The organism is Paenibacillus sp. PK3_47 (assembly GCF_023520895.1).
Taxonomy (GTDB): domain Bacteria; phylum Bacillota; class Bacilli; order Paenibacillales; family Paenibacillaceae; genus Paenibacillus_AQ.
Window position 1 is genome coordinate 3,805,046 of record NZ_CP026029.1, and the last position, 20,306, is coordinate 3,825,351.

Here is a 20,306-nt window from a genome sequence, read left to right on the forward strand (position 1 = left end):
GGTAAGTGCGATGATGAAAAAGGTAAAGAAAGTAATTATCCCTGCAGCTGGGCTAGGTACGCGCTTCCTTCCTGCTACGAAAGCCATGCCGAAAGAAATGCTTCCGATCATCAACAAGCCGACCATCCAATACATCGTTGAAGAAGCCATTGCTTCCGGTATTGAGGACATCATCATTGTTACCGGTAAAGGCAAACGGGCAATCGAGGACCACTTCGACAATGCATTCGAGCTGGAATCCCGTCTGCTGGAAGACGGAAAGCTGGAGCTGCTGAAAGAAGTTCAACGTTCCTCTAAAGTAGAAATACACTATATCCGCCAAAAGGAACCAAAAGGTTTGGGACATGCGGTATGGTGCGCGAGACGTTTTATCGGAGACGAGCCTTTCGGCGTTATGCTCGGGGATGACATTGTAACCGGCAATACGCCTTGCCTGAAGCAGCTGATCGACCAGTATGAGGAGACGCAAAACTCGGTAATCGGTGTACAGGAAATTCCTGATGAATTCACAAACCGTTACGGTATTATCGAGCCTGACCTGCAGGACGGCCGCCTCTACCGTGTAAATAACTTTGTCGAAAAACCACCGCTCGGAACAGCGCCTTCCAATCTTGCAATTATGGGCCGGTATGTCTTCACTCCGAAGATCTTCAAGTATCTGGACCTGCAGGAAAAGGGTGCCGGCGGCGAGATCCAGCTGACGGATGCCATTCAGAAGCTGAACCAGAGCGAACGGGTATATGCCTACAACTTTGACGGCACGAGATATGATGTCGGTGAACGTCTGGGCTACATTTTAACAACACTGGAATTTGCGCTGGAGAGTGAAGATCTCCGTTATCCGGTAATGGATGCTATGGCGGAATGGCTCAGCAAAGCCGGACAAACCACACTCAGCTGATCCGGAGCTTGAGTGAAAACAAACTTTTTTAGGAGGAATGAGAAGAGATGAGCATGCAAAAACTGCCGGAAGACTATGATGCCGTCCTGCCGAAACTTTACATGCTGCATGCCAAAGAAGGAAGTAAAGGAATGGAATCCTATCTGGTAATGAAGCGGATTATAGACATTTTTTTCTCCGCTCTGGGCCTTCTCGTACTGCTGCCGCTGTTCGTAGTTGTGGCTATCCTGATTAAGCTGGAGGATCCGAAAGGCAAAGTCTTCTTTAAGCAGAACCGGGTCGGCAAGGACGAAAAGCTGTTCCCGATGTACAAATTCAGATCCATGGTCTCCAATGCCGAGGAGCTGAAGGCGAATCTGATGGCGTATAACGAAGTCAGCGGCGCAATGTTCAAAATCAAAAATGATCCCCGCATCACGCGGATCGGCAAATTCATCCGCAAGACCAGTATCGATGAACTGCCTCAGCTCTGGAACGTGCTGATGGGCCAAATGAGTCTCGTAGGCCCCCGTCCTCCGCTCGTTGAAGAGGTGGCGCAGTATACGGAATATGACAAGCAGCGGCTCCTGGTTACACCGGGCTGCACCGGATACTGGCAGGTTAATGCCAGAAACAGCGTCGGCTTCGACGAAATGGTACAGCTGGATCTGACCTACATCCATATGCGGAGCACCATGCTGGACCTGAAGATCATCGCCAAAACCGGCCTGATGCTGCTGGGTTCAAAAGATGCTTATTAAAATTATGGGAATTGGGTGATTGCCGATGCTTCACAACGGAGACGTCCCTAAGGTTTCCATTATCATCTGCACCTATAACAGGTCGGCGCTGCTGGTCAAAACACTGCAGTCGCTGCTGCTCTTGGAGAACCTGCATCAGGCTGAAGTCATCGTGGTGGATAATCAGTCTACGGATGACTCGGCTTTTGCGATCAAGAGCTTTATTGAGGCCCATGGTGCAGACATGGATATCCGTTACCTTCTGGAGCCGGTACAGGGATTGTCGGCAGCCCGGAACACAGGGATTCTGGCTTCGAAGTCGCCGCTCATCGCTTTTCTTGATGATGATGCGATACCTTGCCGGACCTGGATTACAACGATCGTAAACACGTTTGAAGAACGTCCTGAGGTCAAGGCCATGGGCGGGAAGATCGCTCCGATCTTTGAAAGTAAGCGCCCGGAATGGCTGATCAAGCCGTTCGAGCTGCCTTACACTATTGTGGATCTGGGCAACCGGATCAAAGAGTATCCGAAACGGCTGCATCCCTGCGGAGCCAATATGGCCATGCGCAAGCTCGTTTTTGATATCAGCCTGTTTCCCCTGGATCTCGGGAGAAAGGGAGACTCGCTTTTATCCGGTGAAGAGACCTGGTTGTTCGACCAGATCCAAAGGCAAGGCCATTCCATTCTGTACCATCCGGAGATGGCGGTCGACCATTTCGTGCCGGCAGGCCGGCTGACCGAAGACTGGATCATGAAAAGGTATTACAGCCAAGGCATATCCAACGCCATGAAAAGCGAAGGGATGAAGGGCAATCTGCTGCTGCTGGGCAAGACGGCCGCCAAAGTAATATACATTATGGCGGATTCGGTTACGGCCAGAAGCCAGGGCAGAAAGCTTCTGAACAGATGCAGGCTGGAGAGCATTAGAGGAACTCTTCATATGCTTTGGAACAGAAAGAGGCAATCTGCAGCGGGGTGAGGGAAGACAATGACTAATTTTGAGTGGGGCTCCAAATTTAACGTTTTGCCATACGGATTGCTCTACCTCGTGTCGGCTCTCTTCCTCGGAGCAGCGGTCATATACCAGCCGGCAATTGCGGTAGCTGCTGTACTCCTGATTATTTTGCTGGTTGTCGCCATCTCCCGTCCGGAGCGTATCAGCTACTTCGTGTTATTGACGACTTCCATCTCGATTAACTTTCTGTACAGCGGCAGCATGTTCGGGATCGAGATCCTGTCCCTTTACAAGCTGATGATCCTGATGCTGCTGGTACCCTGCATTCTGGTGAACGGACTGAAGTTTAAGCTGAGTCCTCCCATATGGGCCATGGCGGCGCTCTTCTTCATCACCTTTGCTTTCTCAAGCTGGCTGCCGGAGATGAACGCCTCCATTGCAGTGAAGGCTTTTATAGGACTGTCGCTGCCTTTCGTGTTCCTCCTGATTAACTGGAAAAAAGAGGTCGCGGAGAAGCAAATCCGCATTCTTGCGCTGCTGCCGCTGGTCAGTATGCTGGTTGGAGTAGTGCTGCATGTGGCTAACTTCCACTCCATTCTGACGATCGAATTCACGGGCGCTGTACGGGTGCAGGGAGCCAACATTCCGCCGCATCTGGCTATGCTGGCTTTCATGGGAGTAGCCATTTCATTTATCGAGATCAAGCGCAGTCCGCAGCATACCCGGTTTTTTTACATCATGCTGGCCTTGAACTTTCTGATTCTGGTCGCAACGGGGACACGGGGACCGCTACTCGCACTAGTATTGATGGTTATCTACTACTTTTTCGATATTTCACGACAGTACTTAAAAGGAAAATCGCAGTATCTGATTCCGCTGCTGTGTTCGCTGGTCCTGATTGTGGCAGCTGTGTTCCTGCAGCTCGACAATCTTAAGAAACGGTCCTTTGAGCGGACGACAGCAGAGGGAATTGACCTGTCGGGCAGAACGGAGGCCTGGGAATTTTTCCTGGATAAAGCAGCCGGCTCACCTTGGTCCGGCAGAGGGCTCGGATCAGCCACTGTAGCGAATGACGGAACACTCTACAAAGGATTTGTGGTTCCGCATAACGAGTACATCCGGTTTTACTTCGATGGAGGGTATATCGGCGCCATACTGCTGTTACTTTCCCTATTGGCTGTGTTTATTCTGGTTTACAGAGCTTTGGCACCGCCGGTCAAACCTTATTACCTGCTCTTTATTGCAGCGTTTCTGATTTATTCTTTCTCTGACAACACGCTGTCGACGGTCCAATTTATTATTCCGTTCTGTTGGTACCTGAACTGCCTGTATCGATCTTCACAGCCAACCGATTCCCCACAAAAAGAAGTGATACGATGAATCAAGTGAACATGTTCGATGTCAATTTCGATAATTATGATTTCATGGATCTGCTTGAATATATCGACAAAACCATCAGGGAGAGGAACCAGTCCTATATCCTGACCTGCAATGTCGATCATGTCATCAAGCTGCGCAAGGACAAAGAGTTTCAAACCGTATATTCGGAAGCAGGCGCCGTAGTAGCGGATGGTATGCCGCTGATCTGGGCTTCAAAGATGCTTGGCAAGCCGCTCAAACAAAAGGTATCCGGCGCGGATCTTTTTCACCGCCTGGGCGATGCCTTCGAGGAAAGGAAGTACCGGCTGTTCTTCCTGGGCTCTGCGGAGGGTGTGCCTGAGAAGGCGACCCAGAATCTTAAAGCGTCTTATCCCGGCATGAACATCGTCGGCTGTTATTCTCCTTCCTATGGCTTCGAGCACAATGAGGAAGAGAATAAACGGATCATTGAGATGCTGAATGAGAGCCGGCCGGATATCGTGTTCGTGGGCGTGGGAGCGCCCAAGCAGGAAAAATGGATTTACCGTCACTACAATTCATACCGGGCACCGATTTCGATTGGTGTCGGCGCAACCTTTGACTTTCTCTCGGGCTCTGTCAAACGGGCACCTGATTTCATGCAGAAAACAGGGCTTGAATGGTTCTGGCGGCTCAGCCAGGAACCGGGCCGGCTGTGGAAAAGATACCTTGTCGATGATGCCCAGTTTCTGGTGCTGCTGCTCAAGGAGCTCCGAAAACGGGAGAAGGTCAAGGGAGGAAGCCTTGAATAAACGTACTTTGCAGTAACCGGGGGAGGATCACCGTGATGACGAGGCCTTCCTTGTCCGTAATACGTAATGCTGATGGCCCTGAGGCGGAGGTGGGAAGATGAAGATGATGAGCCAGAATGACAGCGGCCTGACGCTGCCATCCCTCACAACCGTGAGATCAGGGATGATGATGATGTTACTGTGTGCTGCTGCCCTGGGGCTTCCGCTGATGATCGGCTTTGCCAGCGCCCATCTCAGTGCCTCGAACAGCCTGCAGGGTGTAATTCTGGCAGGCGTGCTGTTCCCGGCCCTTGTGCTGGCACTGCTGAAACCCAAACAGCTGGTAGCCTATACTCTGCTGATCTGGGCAGTGGCTCCGGAGCTTCGCCGCATTGCCGACTGGTCGGAAGGGGTATATCACTCCGTATCGCTGCTCAGTCTTGCGCCGCTGCTGACCGGTGCTACGCTGGCGATTCCGGTGCTGAAGGAGATCCACAAAATCAAGAAATCCTACACCCGGATTATCATGCTGTTCGCGGTGGCTCTGGCCTACGGTACGCTGATCGGTTTGGCAAAGAACGGCGTAGGCTCCGTGTACGATCTGGCGAACTACATCGTTCCGCTTCTGCTGCTTCCATTCTTTGCGGTGATCCGGTTCAAGCCGAAGGATATTGACCGCCTGCTGTACTCCTTTGCCAATATCGCCGTACTCGTAGCCATCTACGGAATTATCCAGTATCTGACCGTTCCGCCATGGGATGCTTTCTGGATGAGAAATGCAGATATGATCTCCATCGGAACGCCTTATCCTCTGGAAGTCCGGGTCTTCTCCACACTGAACTCTCCGGGTCCGGCAGCGACCTTTCTCGTATTTGCACTGGTGCCGATGATTCTGGAGAAAAGATGGCAGGGAACGCTGCGCTGGCTCGGTGTCCTGCTTGTCGTGATCTGTCTGCTTACCACGCTGGTGCGTTCCGCCTGGCTGGTTATGCTGGTCATGCTGCTGGTATACATCGCTTCCTCTCCCTCCAAGGGAAAATGGAAGTCACTGCTTCAGCTTGTGTTTGTAGCAGCCGCGCTGTTCCTGATTGTACCCAAGCTGCCGGGGGCGGAGGGGATCGTTGCACGGATGGAGACACTGACCTCCGTCCAGGAAGACCACTCCTATAACGAACGGCTCAGCTTATGGCAGAACATGCTGCCGATGGTAGCGTCCAATCCGGTCGGAGAGGGCATCGGAAGCGTAGGGCGGGGGACGAAGCTTGGCAACGGCGGTGAGCTTGGAGAATACGGCAACATGGATAATGGCATCATCGCGCTGCTGCTTACCTTCGGGGTACTCGGCGCTGCGTTCTTCTTCTCGGCACTGGGTGTAGTCATTAAGCAAATCATCGCGCGGGTAACCCGCAAAAATGTATTTCAGCCTTATGTCCGGCTGTCGCTGGCGGCATGGATGGGGGCAGTCATCAGTCTCGTGTCAGACAATGGCTTCCCGGGCCTGAAAGGTTACCTCGTATGGATGCTGATCGGCCTCGGCCTCGGCGCAAAAGAGATTATTGATAGCAGAAAGAAGGGAACACCGCATGCAGCAGTTGAACGCGAAGTCACCTCCCATTAGCTCGTTCTGGTCTACGCTCAAACGGTTTACAAAGAGCAAGGACAACAGCTCAGCCGCCGTGAAAACCATGTTCGTGAGCGTGCTGATCCTGCTGGTCAATATGCTGACCGGCGTGCTGACCGCCCGGTATCTCGGGCCGACAGGACGCGGTGAACAGACAGCTATGGTGAACTGGTCACAGTTTCTGGCGTTCAGTATGAGCTTTGGTATTCCTTCGGCGCTGATCTACAATGCCAAGAAGAATCCGGCTGAGGCCGGGGTACTGTACCGGGTGGCGCTGATGATCGGCCTGTGCTTCGGCCTCATAGCCATGACGCTCGGGATCCTGATTCTTCCCCAGTGGCTGAGCGCCTTCAGCCCCGAGGTAGTCACCTTTGCCCAGTGGTCAATGATTCTGTGTCCGCTGATCGTGGTCTCGCAGATCAACAATGCGGCCTTTCAGTTCAGAGGCGATTACAGAACCTTCAATCTGCAGCGGTATCTCACACCTACGCTGACACTGGTGGGCATCGGGCTGCTGATTCTGACAGGAACGCTCACTCCATATACTACGGCGCTGGCATACCTTGTACCTTCGGTGCCGCTGTTCATCGGAATGACGATCTGGCTGCTCCGGACCTACCGGGTGAAGATGAAGGATGCTTACCTGAATTTCAAAAGATTGTTCACCTACGGACTCGGCTCGTACGGAAATGATCTGCTCGGCCAGTTCTCCACCTATATCGACCAGATCATCATCGCCGGCCTGCTTCGTCCGGCAGATCTCGGGCTCTATGCAGTAGCGGTGAGCCTGTCGCGGATGGTTAACTTCTTCTCGAACTCGATCACAGTGGTCCTCTTCCCGAAGGCTTCCGAGCTGTCGAAGGACGAAGCGGTCAGCCTTACCTTTAAGGCGTTCCGGATCAGCACAACCTGCACCATGCTTGGCGCGGTGTTCCTGATGCTGGTAGCTCCTTTAGTCATTCCGCTGCTGTACGGCAAGGAGTTCAATACCGCGCTAACGGTATTCCGGCTGCTGCTGCTGGAAGTGACAATCAGCGGGGGGACACTGATTCTGGCCCAGGTATTCATGGCACTCGGCAAACCGAAGTTCGTCTCGATCCTTCAGCTGGTCGGTCTGATCCTGGTGGTCCCGCTACTGTTCGTACTGGTTCCGAAGTTCGGATTGTTCGGAGCAGGCATGGCAATGCTCTCATCAGCAGCACTGCGATTCCTGTTCATTATCCTTAATATCAAGTACAACCTGAAAGTAAAACTGCCCCGCCTGATTATCAACAGTCAGGACATAGCATGGATGAAGACGACGATGAATTCTTATATCCGCAAAAAACCTGCGGATACGCAGAGCTAGCGAGCGAGGTACTACGTGAGCAGCTCTACTGCTAAATAAAATTGGACGATGTTAGCTGAAAGTAGAGAAAATTTGGAGCTGTAGAAGCGTTAGCGTTCGCCTTTGTCTTCCGATTTCAACCGCAGACTGCGGTTTAATCAGAGAAATCGGAAGACAACAGCGATCGGAAGCCCAAATGTTTCTCGGATTGAAGCACACATCGGACTGCACAAGGAGGAAACCTTCATGGAATCAGTGACAAGCGTGCTTGGCGGCCCGGGCAGCTATCCGATCTCGGCTGTGATCATTGCCCAGGATGACGAAGTTCGTATATCCAAGGCAATTCAATCCTGCAGGCTCTTCGCCGATGAGGTTGTAGTAATCGACGGAGGCAGCAAGGACGGGACGGTGCAGCTTGCGGAAAGCCTGAATTGCCGGGTATACGTCAACCCATGGCCCGGATACGCAAAGCAAAGAGAATTCGGAGTGGAACGCGCCGTCCATGATTGGGTCTTCCTGATTGATACGGATGAAGTGGTCAGCGAAGAGCTGGCCCGGGATATTCTTGAGCGCAAGCCGGCGCTGACCGACAGGGCAGTAGCTTACTCGCTTTACCGGATCGGTGATTTTCTCGGGAGATGGCTGGATAAGGGCGAATACCTCGTGCGGCTGTATAACCGCAAGGAGTACAGCATCCGCGACTCCCTCGTGCATGAAATACCTGAGGTTGCGGAAGACAAGACGGTCCGGCTGAACGGGACGCTCTGGCACCAGGGCTTCCGCAGCATCAATGACCATGTGGCCCGCTTTAATAAATACACCGATCTGGAAGCCCAGACCGCTTATGCCAGCGGCAAGCCGTTCAAGCTCAGAAACCTGCTGCTGCGGCCGCCGGCGCGTTTTGTACAGAAATATTTTGTGCACGGCCTGTTCAAGAAAGGCATCTCGGGATTTGCGGTATCCGTATTCTGGGTGATGTATGAATTCATGGTCGGCTTCAAGCATTATGAATTGAACAGCTCCGGCAAGCTGGCCCAGCATAACGCCAAGGGTCAGGGGCAAACCGGTAAAGAAAATAACAAGGGGGAGAGAAGTTATGCCGTACAGTGACGGATTGAACATTATGACGACCGGCCTCAGCTGGCCGTCGCTGCAGCCCGGCGGGCTCAATACGTATTTCAAATCCGTATCCGAGCAGCTCTCCCTGCGCAACCAGGTGCATGCGCTGATCTGCAGTCAGGAGACGCCGGATACACCGAAAGAACTGATTATCCACAACGCCGGTGACCCGAAGGAATCGATCTTTAAGCGCAGGGATGCCTTCCAGCGCAAGGCAGCGGATCTGATGGGCAGCGGCAGCGGACGGATTGATATTCTGTACACCCACTTTGCACCGTATGGCGTCGGGCCGGCGATTGAAGCGAAGAAGCGGGGAATTCCGGTGATCATGACCTTTCATGGTCCCTGGAATGAGGAGATGAAGATCGAAGGCCAGGGCATCAAGCACCGGGTCAAGACAACGATCGCCAAATCGATTGAACGCAAAGCCTACAAGCTGGCGGACAAATTCATTGTCCTCAGCGAGTTCTTCCGCGATATGCTCCATGATCTGCACGGTGTACCGCTGCACAAGATCATCGTGATTCCGGGAGCAGCCAATGTGGAGCGGTTTACACCGGCCAGCAACCGGCTGGCGATCCGCCGGACGCTGAATCTGCCGGAAGGGGCAACTACAGTGCTGACTGTACGGCGGCTTATGAACCGCATGGGCCTGCTGCAGCTGCTGGAAGCCTGGAAGCAGGTAAGCGAGCGGTTCCCGAACGCGATTCTGCTCATAGGCGGCAAAGGCCCGCTGCGCGGTGAGCTTGAAACCCGGATTGCCGACTACGGTCTCACAGGCAAGGTAAGGCTGCTCGGTTATATTCCGGACCACCAGCTCGCTTCCTATTATCAGGCGGCTGATATGTTCGTAGTTCCGTCACAGGCGCTGGAGGGCTTTGGACTGATTACGGTCGAAGCGCTGGCTACCGGACTTCCGGTAATGGCTACCCCGGTCGGCGGGAACAAGGAGATTCTGCAGAAGTTCCGCCCGGAGCTGCTGTTCAAAGGTTCCACCAGTGAGGATATGGCCGAAGGCATGATTCATATGCTTAGCAACCGCAAGCTGCTGCCCGGCCGGGACGAGTGCAGAAATCATGTGCTTGAGAAATACACCTGGCAGCATGTGGGCGATCAAGTGGAATCCGTGTTCCTCGAAACCTTGGGAAAGGGTGTGGCCGCAGGATGCTAAAAGTCGCTTATATCGATCACACCGCCAAGTGGAGCGGCGGAGAGGTGGCGCTGTTCAACATCCTCACGAATATCGGCGAGCACATTCAGCCGCTGGTCATTCTGGCAGAGGAAGGCGCACTTGCTGACCGCCTGCGGGAAAGAGGCATTGACGTCCGCATCATCCCGCTCGACGAGAGCATCCGCAGCCGCGGACGGAATGCCGTCAACCTCGGCGCACCGGCTGCAGCAGTCAAGCTGCTGGCCTACGGGCGCAAGCTGGCTCCGCTGCTGAAGCAGGAAAAGGTGGATTGTGTGCACACCAATTCCCTGAAATCCGCTTTTTACGGCGCGGTTGCCGCCAAAAAAGCAGGTGTGCCGCTGATCTGGCACATCCGGGATCATATCGGTGCCCCGTATCTTAAGCCGGTGGTTGCCAAAGTGATCCGGCTGCTGTCCCGCCTGCTGCCGAACGGCGTCATTGCCAATTCGCACTCTACACTGAACGCCCTGGAGCTGCCGCGTACCAAGAAAACGCTGGTCGTCTACTCCGCCTTTGCCAAAGCGATCGGTGAAGGCCTGGCGAAACGGGAATCGCAGAAGGACTTCAACGTCCTGCTGGTGGGTCGGCTGGCACACTGGAAAGGCCAGCATGTCGTGCTGGAAGCAGCCAAAGCCTTCAAGAATGACCCGCGGGTGAAATTCTGGCTGGCCGGTGACGCCCTGTTCGGTGAAGAGGAATACAAACAAGAGTTAATTCAGACAATGCAGCAGAATGAGCTTACCAATGTCAGTCTGCTGGGTCATGTGGATGATATACAAGGACTAATGAGTAACGCCGATTTGCTGATACACACTTCGATTACACCCGAGCCGTTCGGCCAGGTTATCGTCGAAGGCATGGCGGCTGGACTTCCGGTAATTGCCTCCAATGAAGGCGGACCGGTGGAGATTGTGGTTCCCGGTGTAACGGGGCTGCTGATCCAGCCTGGAGACCCTGTCGTACTTGCAGATTCCATCACCTGGATGCTGAACCATCCCGAAGAGCGAAGACGGATGGCAGACAGTGGAATGAAACGGGTGAAAGAGCATTTTGTCATCGAGAACACGGTCAAGGACATCGTCGACTACTACAAAGGTTTGCTCGCGGCTACCTGAGTGTTCTGCGGACAACATGTAATGCTCGAACCGGGACCGTTACATCCATATGTTCACTGTTAGATGATGCTGCTCCATAAAACTTTGAGGATGATTCACATGAAAATAGCGATAGCGCACGATTACTTAATCCAAATGGGCGGGGCGGAACGGGTGGTGGAGGTATTCCACCATATGTATCCGGATGCTCCGATCTTCACAACGGTTTTTAACGGAAGCCAGTTGACCGACAACCTCAAAGATGCGGATATCCGGGCCTCCTGGCTGCAAAAAATTCCGGGAGTGAAGGCCAATTTTAAAGGGGTGCTGCCGCTTTATCCCATGGCCATCCGTGATCTGGACTTTCGCGGGTATGATATCGTCCTGAGTTCCAGCAGTGCTTTTATGAAAAGCATACAAGTGCCCGAATCCACATTTCATCTGTGCTACTGTCATACGCCCATGCGGTTTGCCTGGGATTATGACACTTACATGGAGCGGCAGTCCAACTCCGGATTATTCAAAAGACTGCTCAAGGTATACATGCAGCGCCTGAAAACCTGGGATCAGCGGACATCAAAAAATGTGAACCAGTTCGTAGCCAACTCTTCCGTTGTAAAAACCCGGATTCAGAACTACTACCACCGGGATGCCGATGTGATATTCCCACCGATCAACACCGCACGCTTCAGCAGCTCCAGCTCCATCGGAGATTACTACCTGATCGTTTCCCGGCTCGTGTCCTACAAGCGGATCGATCTTGCGGTCGAAGCGTTCAACCGGAACGGACTCAAGCTGTACATTGTCGGTGACGGGCCGGACCGCAAACGTCTGGAAGGCATGGCTAAGGGGAATGTTTCCTTCCTGGGCCGTCTGCAGGATGAAGAGGTTACAGGCCTGATGTCCAAGTGCCGGGCGTTTATTTTTCCGGGAGAAGAGGATTTCGGTATTACACCGCTGGAGGCGAATGCTGCAGGCAGACCGGTCATTGCTTATCAGGCCGGAGGAGCGCTGGATACAATTGTCCCTTATGTCAACGGCGTATTTTTCCGCAGACAGGAAGTTGATGATTTGCTGAAGGCCATCTACGAAGTGGAATCCTATGCATGGGATGTTGGCCAGATCATGGGCCATGCGCGCAAATTCGATGAACAGGCGTTTATGGTTCAGTTCAAGCAGTATGTAGAACAGGCCTACGTCAATTTTCTTAAAGGAGGATGATTGTATGAAGCTCACAGTAATCGGTACCGGCTATGTCGGTCTTGTATCTGGCGTATGCTTTACACTTAACGGAAATCATGTCATCTGCGTGGATAAGGATGAGGAGAAAATCAGCAAACTGAACCGGATGGAATCTCCTATCTACGAACCGGGCATTGAGGCGCTCATCGAAATGAATCTCCGCGAGGGCAGATTGTCCTTCTCTTCGGATCTTCAGGAATCGGTCCGCCGTTCAGATATTATTATTCTCGCTGTAGGCACACCTTCTCTGCCGGGCGGAGAAGCGGATCTCCGGTATATCGAAGGTGCAGCCACCGAAATCGCCCAGGCGATGGAAGGCTACAAAATCATTATGACCAAGTCCACCGTACCGGTCGGCACGAACGAGAAAATCCGGAATATCATCGCCTCGCATACGAATCATCCGTTTGATATCGTATCCGCCCCCGAATTTTTGCGCGAAGGCTCCGCCATCCGCGATACCCTTCATCCCGACCGGATCGTCATCGGACTCGATAATCCGCAGCTTGAACCAACCATGCGCCAGCTTCATCAGGGCTTCACGGAGAATGTTTTTGTTACGGATATCCGCAGTGCGGAGATGATCAAATACGCGTCTAACGCTTTCCTGGCGACAAAGATCTCCTTCATCAACGAGATCGCCAACATTTGTGAAAAAGTAGGAGCTGATGTTACCGAGGTCGCGGAAGGCATGGGGATGGACCGTAGAATCGGTTCTTCATTCCTGCAGGCCGGTATCGGTTACGGAGGCTCCTGTTTCCCGAAAGATACCAATGCGCTGATTCAGATTGCCGGCAACGTGGACTATGAGTTCAAGCTGCTGAAATCCGTAGTCGAAGTAAATAAAGACCAGCGCTTCATGATTATCTCCAAGCTGCATGAATCCCTCGGCAGCCTCCGCGGTGCGGTGATCGGAATCTGGGGTCTGGCCTTCAAGCCGAACACCGATGATGTCCGGGAAGCACCGGCCCGCGAAATTGTCGAGGCATTGGTCGCCGAAGGCGCTGTTGTAAAACTGTATGATCCGATTGCCGCTGATAACTTCAGATCGCAGTATGATCATCCGCAGCTCCGCTGGTGCAGCCTGCCGGAAGAGGCGGCTGAAGGCAGTGACGCCATCTGCCTTCTGACCGACTGGAGCCTGTTCAAGGAAATTGACCTCCACAGGCTGGCAGACGGTATGCGCCGCCAGGTGCTGATCGACGGCCGCAACGTCTATTCCAAGGAGCAGATCGAAGGCACGGGCCTGGAGTATCACTCCGTGGGACGCCCGCAAATGGGCGGCCTCAGCGGCTATTCGCCTAGTGTGGCCGGCGCGGTCTAAGAGATCTTGATCTTGCTGCCGCACAACCAAGCGGCAATAGCCGGATCTTTAGCAGGGAGCTCTACCTGCGTCTAATGCTAAAAGCTAACCTGTTGTACAGGAACGGAGAGGAATTTTGGAACTGTAGGAGCGGAAGCGTCCGCCTGAAAGCTTTCCGCAGGAAAGCTCGCTTCGGAAGCATATGCTTTGTCTCCGGATTTCCACCGCGAAGAGCGGTATGAATCAGAGAAATCTGCAGACAACAGCGGCCGGAAGTCCAAACATTCATCGCAGTGACTTCCATAACAGCTGTCCAAAGACGGCGAAGCTTAACACGTTAAGCATTCCTGTAAATTAGCGGTTTCGGCAAGCGAAGCTCGCAATAACAATCCGATATTTCAGCGACAACATATATATTTAGGGAGGGTTCACTATGAAACTGGTACTTCTATCAGGCGGTTCCGGCAAGCGTCTCTGGCCATTGTCCAACGATTCACGTTCAAAACAATTTCTGAAAGTACTGCAAAGCCCGGCAGGTGAGCCGGAATCCATGGTGCAGCGGGTATGGAGACAGCTGCAGGAAGCAGGGATAGCGGATTCCTCCTATCTGGCAACAGGACGCAGCCAGGTCGAGTCCATCCAGAGCCAGATCGGAAGCAGCGTGCCGATTATCGTTGAACCGGAACGGCGCGATACCTTCCCGGCGATTGCATTGACAGCAGCCTATCTGTATTCAATGGAAGGAGTATCACCAAGCGAAACCGTGGCAATTTTGCCCGTGGATCCTTATGTGGAGGCTTCCTTTTTCGATACAGTAGTGCAGCTTGAGGCAACTATGCAGGAGAGCGGCGCGAATCTGGCACTGATGGGCGTGGTTCCCGAGCATGCGTCGGAGAAATACGGATACATCATTCCAACCAGCAAGGAAGCAGGCGCAGGCGGTTATCTGCAGGTCAGCCACTTCCAGGAGAAGCCTGACCGCGTGCAGGCCGAAGAACTGATCAGCAAGGGAGCTTTGTGGAACTGCGGCGTGTTCGCTTTCCGTCTGGGGTATCTGCTTGATATTCTGCAGCGCAAAGGCTTGCCGCTGAATTATGAGGAGCTGCAGAAGCAGTATAAACTGCTGGCATCCATCAGCTTTGATTACGAAGTGGTTGAAAAAGAAGAGAAAATCGTGGTTCAGCCGTACTCCGGTTTCTGGAAGGATCTTGGAACCTGGAACACGCTGACTGAGGAAATGAGCAGCAACCATGTAGGCAAGGGCGTGGTCACAGCGGATTCCGAAGGCACCTGCCTGATTAACGAGCTGGATATTCCGATCACTGTAATCGGGGCAAAGGACTTGATTATCGCTGCCAGCCCGGACGGCATACTGGTTACCCACAAAGCCGAAAGCCCGCGGATCAAGGAAGTGCTGAAATCCCATGAACAAAGACCGATGTACGAAGAGCGCCGCTGGGGCCACTACAAGGTTATTGATCATGTGAAGTACGATGAGGGCAACGAAGTGCTGACCAAACGTATCTTTATAGAAGCAGGCAAAAACATCAGCTATCAGCTGCACCACAAACGCAGTGAAATTTGGACCTTTGTGAGCGGGGAAGCAAGCATCATCATTAATGAGAAAATGCATAAGGTGAAAGCCGGGGATGTTGTACGCATTCCGGAAGGCACGAAGCATGCCATTCTTGCGCTGACCGATGTGGAGTTTATCGAAGTGCAGACCGGCTCGGAATTGGTCGAAGAAGATAATATCCGCATTACGCTGGATTGGGAGGATATTGAGCTGCAGCAGTTCATTTCCTAGGTATAGCAGGCACTTTTATAGGTCCAATAGAACTATTACCCAATTTAGCGGCTTCCAAAACAGGTATTAGGAACCAATTATTAAAGCTTTTTAATTTTTCTATAAACAAAAACTGAATAGCTCCGATAATTATGGTAAGAAGGAAATAACCTTCCAAAATACGACAAAGGCAAACCTGCTGAAAGGCAGGGACGCAAAGCTATAGGGCCTTGAAACAGTGGCAGCCAGCTACCGAAAGGAAGATATTTTTGAAAACTTACCGTAAATCTCGTGTCCTCGGCGCTATTCTGTCGCTTGCTATGGTGTTCTCCGCTATCCCTATGTGGGTGGCTCCCTCGACGGTTCAAGCTGCTTCAAGTGTGACAGCACCTGTTAATCCGGATGCTTCCGCTGCAGCAGTCAAACTGCTGGATAAATTGTATTCCATTACCGGAAAAGGCATTATCGCCGGACAGCATAACTACTTCGAGAGCCCGGACGAACTTAGCAACAATCTCAAAGGAACAAGCGGACAGCATGCAGCCCTTCACGGATACGAGCTCGGGGCGATCAGCGGCCAATCGGAGAGCGGAGTTGCCGCTCAGCGTAAAAATATTGTATGGAGTGCCACGAACTGGCACAAAGCCGGCGGTATTGTGGCGATGACCTTTCACCAGAATCTCCCGGGAACCAAATACGAGTGGTCCAATGTTCAGAAGAATATCACTCAGGCAGAATTCAATAAATATGTGACACCTGGTACTACACAATACAATGCTCTGATTGCCGATCTTGACAAAGTGGCGGTTTCGCTCAAAAGCTTGCGTGATGCAGGTGTTCCGATTCTCTGGAGACCTTACCATGAGATGAACGGCGGCTGGTTCTGGTGGGGCCAAAAGAGCAATTTCGCAGAACTGTGGAATATTATGTATGACCGTTTCGTTAACGTTCATAAATTAAACAACCTGCTGTGGGTATGGAATCCGAATGCACCTAATGCCTGGTCTACGGCTTATCCGCTGACCTATCCGGGTGCAGATAAAGTGGATGTGCTTGCAGTAGATATATATGAAAATGACTTTCAGGATAAATATTACACCGGTCTGCTCAACCTTGCTGCCGGCAAACCTATAGCCATCGGTGAGAATGGCGAAATGCCGAGCACTGCAAAACTGCAGAATTCGCAGCAGAATTATGTTTTTATGATGAACTGGGGCAAAATGCTCTATGAAAATAACAGCACGGCTACAATTAAAAGCTTTATGAATGACAGCTACACAGTGACTCTTGATAAGTTCAAAGCTTGGACGGGTGCAGCACCAACGGCTACACCGACACCAACACCAACAGCTACACCGACGCCTAAGCCTACGGCAACACCAGTACCAACAGCAACACCAGTACCAGTACCAACAGCAACACCTAAGCCGACAGCTACAACAGCACCGGCGGCTGCACCTGAATTCCAATTGCCTGCAGTTAATGGCCTTACCGGTGAATATTTCAACAATATGAACCTGACTGGTGAACCGGCCCTGGTACGCAATGATTCGCAGATCAATTTCAGCTGGCGCCAAGGCTCACCGGATGCAAAAGTTAATGTGGACAAATTTTCGGTCCGCTGGACAGGACAAATCAAGCCTGCTTACAGCGAAACTTATCAAATCTCCACGAATTCGGATGACGGTATCCGCGTTTGGGTTAACGGAACATCTGTCATCGACAGCTGGGTGAAGCAGAGCGGTACGGAACGTACAGGAAGCATTGCGCTGCAGGCCGGACAACTGTATGACATTAAAGTGGAATACTATGAGAATGGCGGAGATGCAAGTGCCCGCCTGATGTGGCAGAGCCCTAGCCAAGCCAAGGCTACGGTTGCCTCCGGCGTATTGTTTACAGGAACTGCGGCAAACTTTGCTCCGGCCAAACCGGCAGCAGATCTGTCGGCACCTGCAGCAGCAGCACCGGCACCGGCTCCAACAGCTACAGCAGCACCGACAGCAGTACCAACAGCTACAGCAGCACCGACGCCTAAGGCAACTGCAACACCGGCACCAACAGCAGTACCAACAGCTACACCAGTACCAACAGCAGCACCTGTACTCCAATTGCCTGCAGTTAATGGCCTTACCGGTGAATATTTCAACAATATGAACCTGACTGGTGAACCCGTCCTGGTACGCAATGATTCGCAGATCAATTTCAGCTGGCGCCAAGGCTCACCGGATGCAAAAGTTAATGTCGACAAATTTTCGGTCCGCTGGACAGGACAAATCAAGCCTGCTTACAGCGAAACATATCAAATCTCCACGAATTCGGATGACGGTATCCGCGTTTGGGTTAACGGAACATCTGTCATCGACAGCTGGGTGAAGCAGAGCGGTACGGAACGTACAGGAAGCATTGCGCTGCAGGCCGGACAACTGTATGACATTAAAGTGGAATACTATGAAAACGGCGGAGATGCAAGTGCACGCCTGATGTGGCAGAGCCCTAGCCAAGCCAAGTCTACAGTTCCTTCAGATGCATTGTTTACGGGCGCTGCGGCAAACTCTGCTATCCAAGCACCGGCAGTACCAACAGCAACACCAACAGCAACAGTAGCACCAACAGCCGCACCAACACCGGTGCCAACAGCTGCGCCGGCACCGGCGCCAGCGCCAACACCGGAACCAACAACGGAACCAACACCAACAACTGTGCCAACGTCAGCACCGGCACCAGCTGCAAACGGGCTCCAGGCAGAATACTTCAATAATAAAGATTTGTCCGGTACTCCGGCTGTTATACGCACTGACGCGGTTCTGGATTTTAACTGGCGTCAAGGCTCACCGGACGAGGCAATCGGTATTGATAATTTCTCCGTACGCTGGAGCGGCAAGATCCAGCCTTTGTACAGCGAAACCTATCAGATTTACACTACATCTGATGATGGTATCCGCGTATGGGTAGATGGAAATCTTGTGATTGACAGCTGGGTGAAACAGAGCGGAACCGAACGTATGGGAAGCATAAGCCTGCAAGCAGGACAACTATATGATATTAAAGTGGAATATTACGAGAATGCAGGCGATGCCAGGGCACGCCTGATGTGGGAAAGTCCTAGCCAAGTCAAAGGAACTGTTCCGGCAAGTGCATTGTTTCTTCCTTCCGCTTCCTAATTTAAGCTACGGGTTCACCGCTGTATTCATCTCAAGGCGCTGATGTCGGTTAAGCTGTTACAATTATATATCCTGACAAGTTCACTCTTAGCGGCCCTGCTTACCAGCAGGGCCACTAGGCTATAGTCATCAGTTGACGACGTAGTGTTTTACGACATCGTACGCCCCTGTGACGCAAGTGCACTGGAGAGAGGAGATTACATTGAACACTTACCGAAAGTACCGGATGTTTACATTCCTTCCTATCCTATTTATTTTTTCACTGCTGCCCTGGGGTGAGGCGCGAAGCCTTCCTCTATCCCAGCCTATTGTTACGTCGCCGGTTGTAAATACACCTGTTAACCCGTCTGCATCCAAGGAGGCTGCGGAGCTGCTCACTTATCTGACAGAGCTCAGCGGCAAAGGGATTATTTCAGGTCAGCATGACTATCTGGAAAGTCCTGACGAGTTCAACAACAAGCTGAAGAATCAGACCGGTAAATACGCTGTCCTGCATGGTTATGAGCTCGGGGCCATTATGAACCAGTCCGATAAGACTGTGGACCGCCAGCGCCAGGCCGTCGTCGACAGTGCCATCAGGTGGCATAAAGGCGGAGGCATTGTAGCGATAACATTTCATCAGAATCTGCCCGGAACCTCGCGGGAATGGGAAAATGTGCATATGACCTTAAGCCAGGAGAAATTTGATGCCTATGTGACTCCGGGAACTCCGCAGTATAAGAAACTGATCGCTGAGCTGGATGAAATAGCTGTCTATTTGGGACAGCTGCGCGATGCAGAGGTGCCGGTCCTGTGGCGCCCTTATCATGAAATGAACGGAGGCTGGTTCTGGTGGGGACAGAAGGACAACTTCACCAAGCTCTGGGATATCATGTACAACCGCCTGGCCGGCAAGCATAAGCTGAATAATCTGCTGTGGGTGTGGAATGCGAATGCTCCTAATGAATGGTCGGATGCTTACGAGCCTTACTATCCGGGAGCCAATAAAGTCGATATTCTCGCCGCAGATATTTATAACAATGACTACAAGCAATCCTATTATGAGAAGCTGGTGAAGCTCGCAGACGGCAAGCCCATCGGAATCGGAGAAAGCGGAGAGCTGCCAGACCCTGTAATATTGTCTCAAACCCAGAGTAAATGGGTATATACGATGACATGGGGGAAAATGCTGACAGAGAACAATAAACCTGAGAAAATCAAAAGCTTTATGGGCAACAAATATACTGTCTCGCGGGATAATTATATAGCTGCAATGAAATCCAGACCGAATAATGCAGTGACACCCGGGCCGCGTAACGGATTACAGGGACAATATTTCAATAATACAGATCTTTCAGGCAAACCTGTGCTCGTTCGCACGGATGACAAGATTGACTTTAATTGGCATGACGATTCACCGGCATCCGGAATTAATAAGGACTCTTTCTCAGTACGCTGGACTGGTAAAATCAAACCGGTGTACAGTGAAAAATACACCTTTACGGCTTATTCCGATGACGGGGTGCGTGTGTGGATCGGCGGCAAGCTGATTATCGACAGCTGGAAAAAGCAGAGCAGCGCCAGCAGTGAGGGCAGTATAGAGCTGTCTGCGGGAACCTCATATGATATCAAAATCGAATATTTTGAGAACCGCGGTCATGCCAGCTCAAGTTTATTATGGAAAAGTAAGCACCAGAAGCAGACGGTCGTTCCGAGGAATGCATTGACCCATCCTTAAAGCTATGAACCAGAACAAATGTTAAAGCAGGCACCCC

15 protein-coding genes and 1 riboswitch are annotated in these 20,306 nt (G+C 52.1%); all 15 genes read left to right on the forward strand.

Features of this window, described 5'->3' with window-relative positions:
• Positions 1-10 precede the first annotated feature (10 nt).
• On the forward strand, positions 11-901 hold the full coding sequence (gene galU, locus C2I18_RS16880; protein WP_275100925.1) for a UTP--glucose-1-phosphate uridylyltransferase GalU: 891 nt from the start codon (positions 11-13) through the stop codon (positions 899-901).
• Between the two features lie 47 nt (positions 902-948).
• On the forward strand, positions 949-1,641 hold the full coding sequence (locus C2I18_RS16885) for a sugar transferase (RefSeq protein WP_275100926.1): 693 nt from the start codon (positions 949-951) through the stop codon (positions 1,639-1,641).
• Between the two features lie 25 nt (positions 1,642-1,666).
• Positions 1,667-2,602, forward strand: a complete 936-nt coding sequence (locus C2I18_RS16890) for a glycosyltransferase (RefSeq protein WP_249896926.1) — start codon at positions 1,667-1,669, stop codon at positions 2,600-2,602.
• Positions 2,603-2,611: 9 nt separating this feature from the next.
• On the forward strand, positions 2,612-3,958 hold the full coding sequence (locus C2I18_RS16895) for an O-antigen ligase family protein (RefSeq protein WP_249896927.1): 1,347 nt from the start codon (positions 2,612-2,614) through the stop codon (positions 3,956-3,958).
• Positions 3,955-4,728 carry a WecB/TagA/CpsF family glycosyltransferase gene (locus C2I18_RS16900; protein ID WP_249896928.1) on the forward strand — a complete coding sequence of 258 codons (774 nt, stop codon included), beginning with the start codon at positions 3,955-3,957 and terminating at the stop codon, positions 4,726-4,728. Before C2I18_RS16895 ends, C2I18_RS16900 begins: the two co-directional genes overlap by 4 nt.
• Positions 4,729-4,831: 103 nt before the next feature.
• On the forward strand, positions 4,832-6,325 hold the full coding sequence (locus tag C2I18_RS16905) for an O-antigen ligase family protein (RefSeq protein ID WP_481857947.1): 1,494 nt from the start codon (positions 4,832-4,834) through the stop codon (positions 6,323-6,325).
• On the forward strand, positions 6,291-7,676 hold the full coding sequence (locus tag C2I18_RS16910; protein WP_249896930.1) for an oligosaccharide flippase family protein: 1,386 nt from the start codon (positions 6,291-6,293) through the stop codon (positions 7,674-7,676). The genes C2I18_RS16905 and C2I18_RS16910 overlap by 35 nt, the downstream gene beginning before the upstream one ends.
• Before the next feature lie 225 nt (positions 7,677-7,901).
• A complete protein-coding gene (locus C2I18_RS16915; RefSeq protein ID WP_249896931.1) occupies positions 7,902-8,765 on the forward strand; it encodes a glycosyltransferase family 2 protein in 864 nt (287 codons plus the stop codon).
• Positions 8,752-9,945 carry a glycosyltransferase family 4 protein gene (locus C2I18_RS16920; RefSeq protein WP_249896932.1) on the forward strand — a complete coding sequence of 398 codons (1,194 nt, stop codon included), beginning with the start codon at positions 8,752-8,754 and terminating at the stop codon, positions 9,943-9,945. The genes C2I18_RS16915 and C2I18_RS16920 overlap by 14 nt, the downstream gene beginning before the upstream one ends.
• Positions 9,939-11,081, forward strand: coding sequence for a glycosyltransferase family 4 protein (locus C2I18_RS16925; RefSeq protein WP_249896933.1), 1,143 nt, complete (start codon positions 9,939-9,941; stop codon positions 11,079-11,081). The genes C2I18_RS16920 and C2I18_RS16925 overlap by 7 nt, the downstream gene beginning before the upstream one ends.
• A gap of 99 nt (positions 11,082-11,180) precedes the next feature.
• The gene (locus tag C2I18_RS16930) at positions 11,181-12,281 is read left to right on the forward strand and encodes a glycosyltransferase (RefSeq protein WP_249896934.1); all 1,101 of its coding nucleotides are present in this window, start codon (positions 11,181-11,183) and stop codon (positions 12,279-12,281) included.
• Positions 12,282-12,285: 4 nt separating this feature from the next.
• A complete protein-coding gene (locus C2I18_RS16935; RefSeq protein ID WP_249896935.1) occupies positions 12,286-13,626 on the forward strand; it encodes a UDP-glucose dehydrogenase family protein in 1,341 nt (446 codons plus the stop codon).
• A gap of 412 nt (positions 13,627-14,038) precedes the next feature.
• Positions 14,039-15,412, forward strand: coding sequence for a sugar phosphate nucleotidyltransferase (locus C2I18_RS16940; RefSeq protein ID WP_249896936.1), 1,374 nt, complete (start codon positions 14,039-14,041; stop codon positions 15,410-15,412).
• A 158-nt stretch (positions 15,413-15,570) separates the two neighbouring features.
• Positions 15,571-15,648, forward strand: a riboswitch (cyclic di-GMP riboswitch).
• 12 nt (positions 15,649-15,660) lie between these two features.
• Positions 15,661-18,552 carry a PA14 domain-containing protein gene (locus C2I18_RS16945; RefSeq protein ID WP_481857810.1) on the forward strand — a complete coding sequence of 964 codons (2,892 nt, stop codon included), beginning with the start codon at positions 15,661-15,663 and terminating at the stop codon, positions 18,550-18,552.
• Positions 18,553-18,778: 226 nt separating this feature from the next.
• Positions 18,779-20,269 (forward strand): glycosyl hydrolase, encoded by a 1,491-nt coding sequence (locus C2I18_RS16950; protein ID WP_249896937.1) that lies wholly within the window; start codon positions 18,779-18,781, stop codon positions 20,267-20,269.
• Positions 20,270-20,306: the final 37 nt, after the last annotated feature.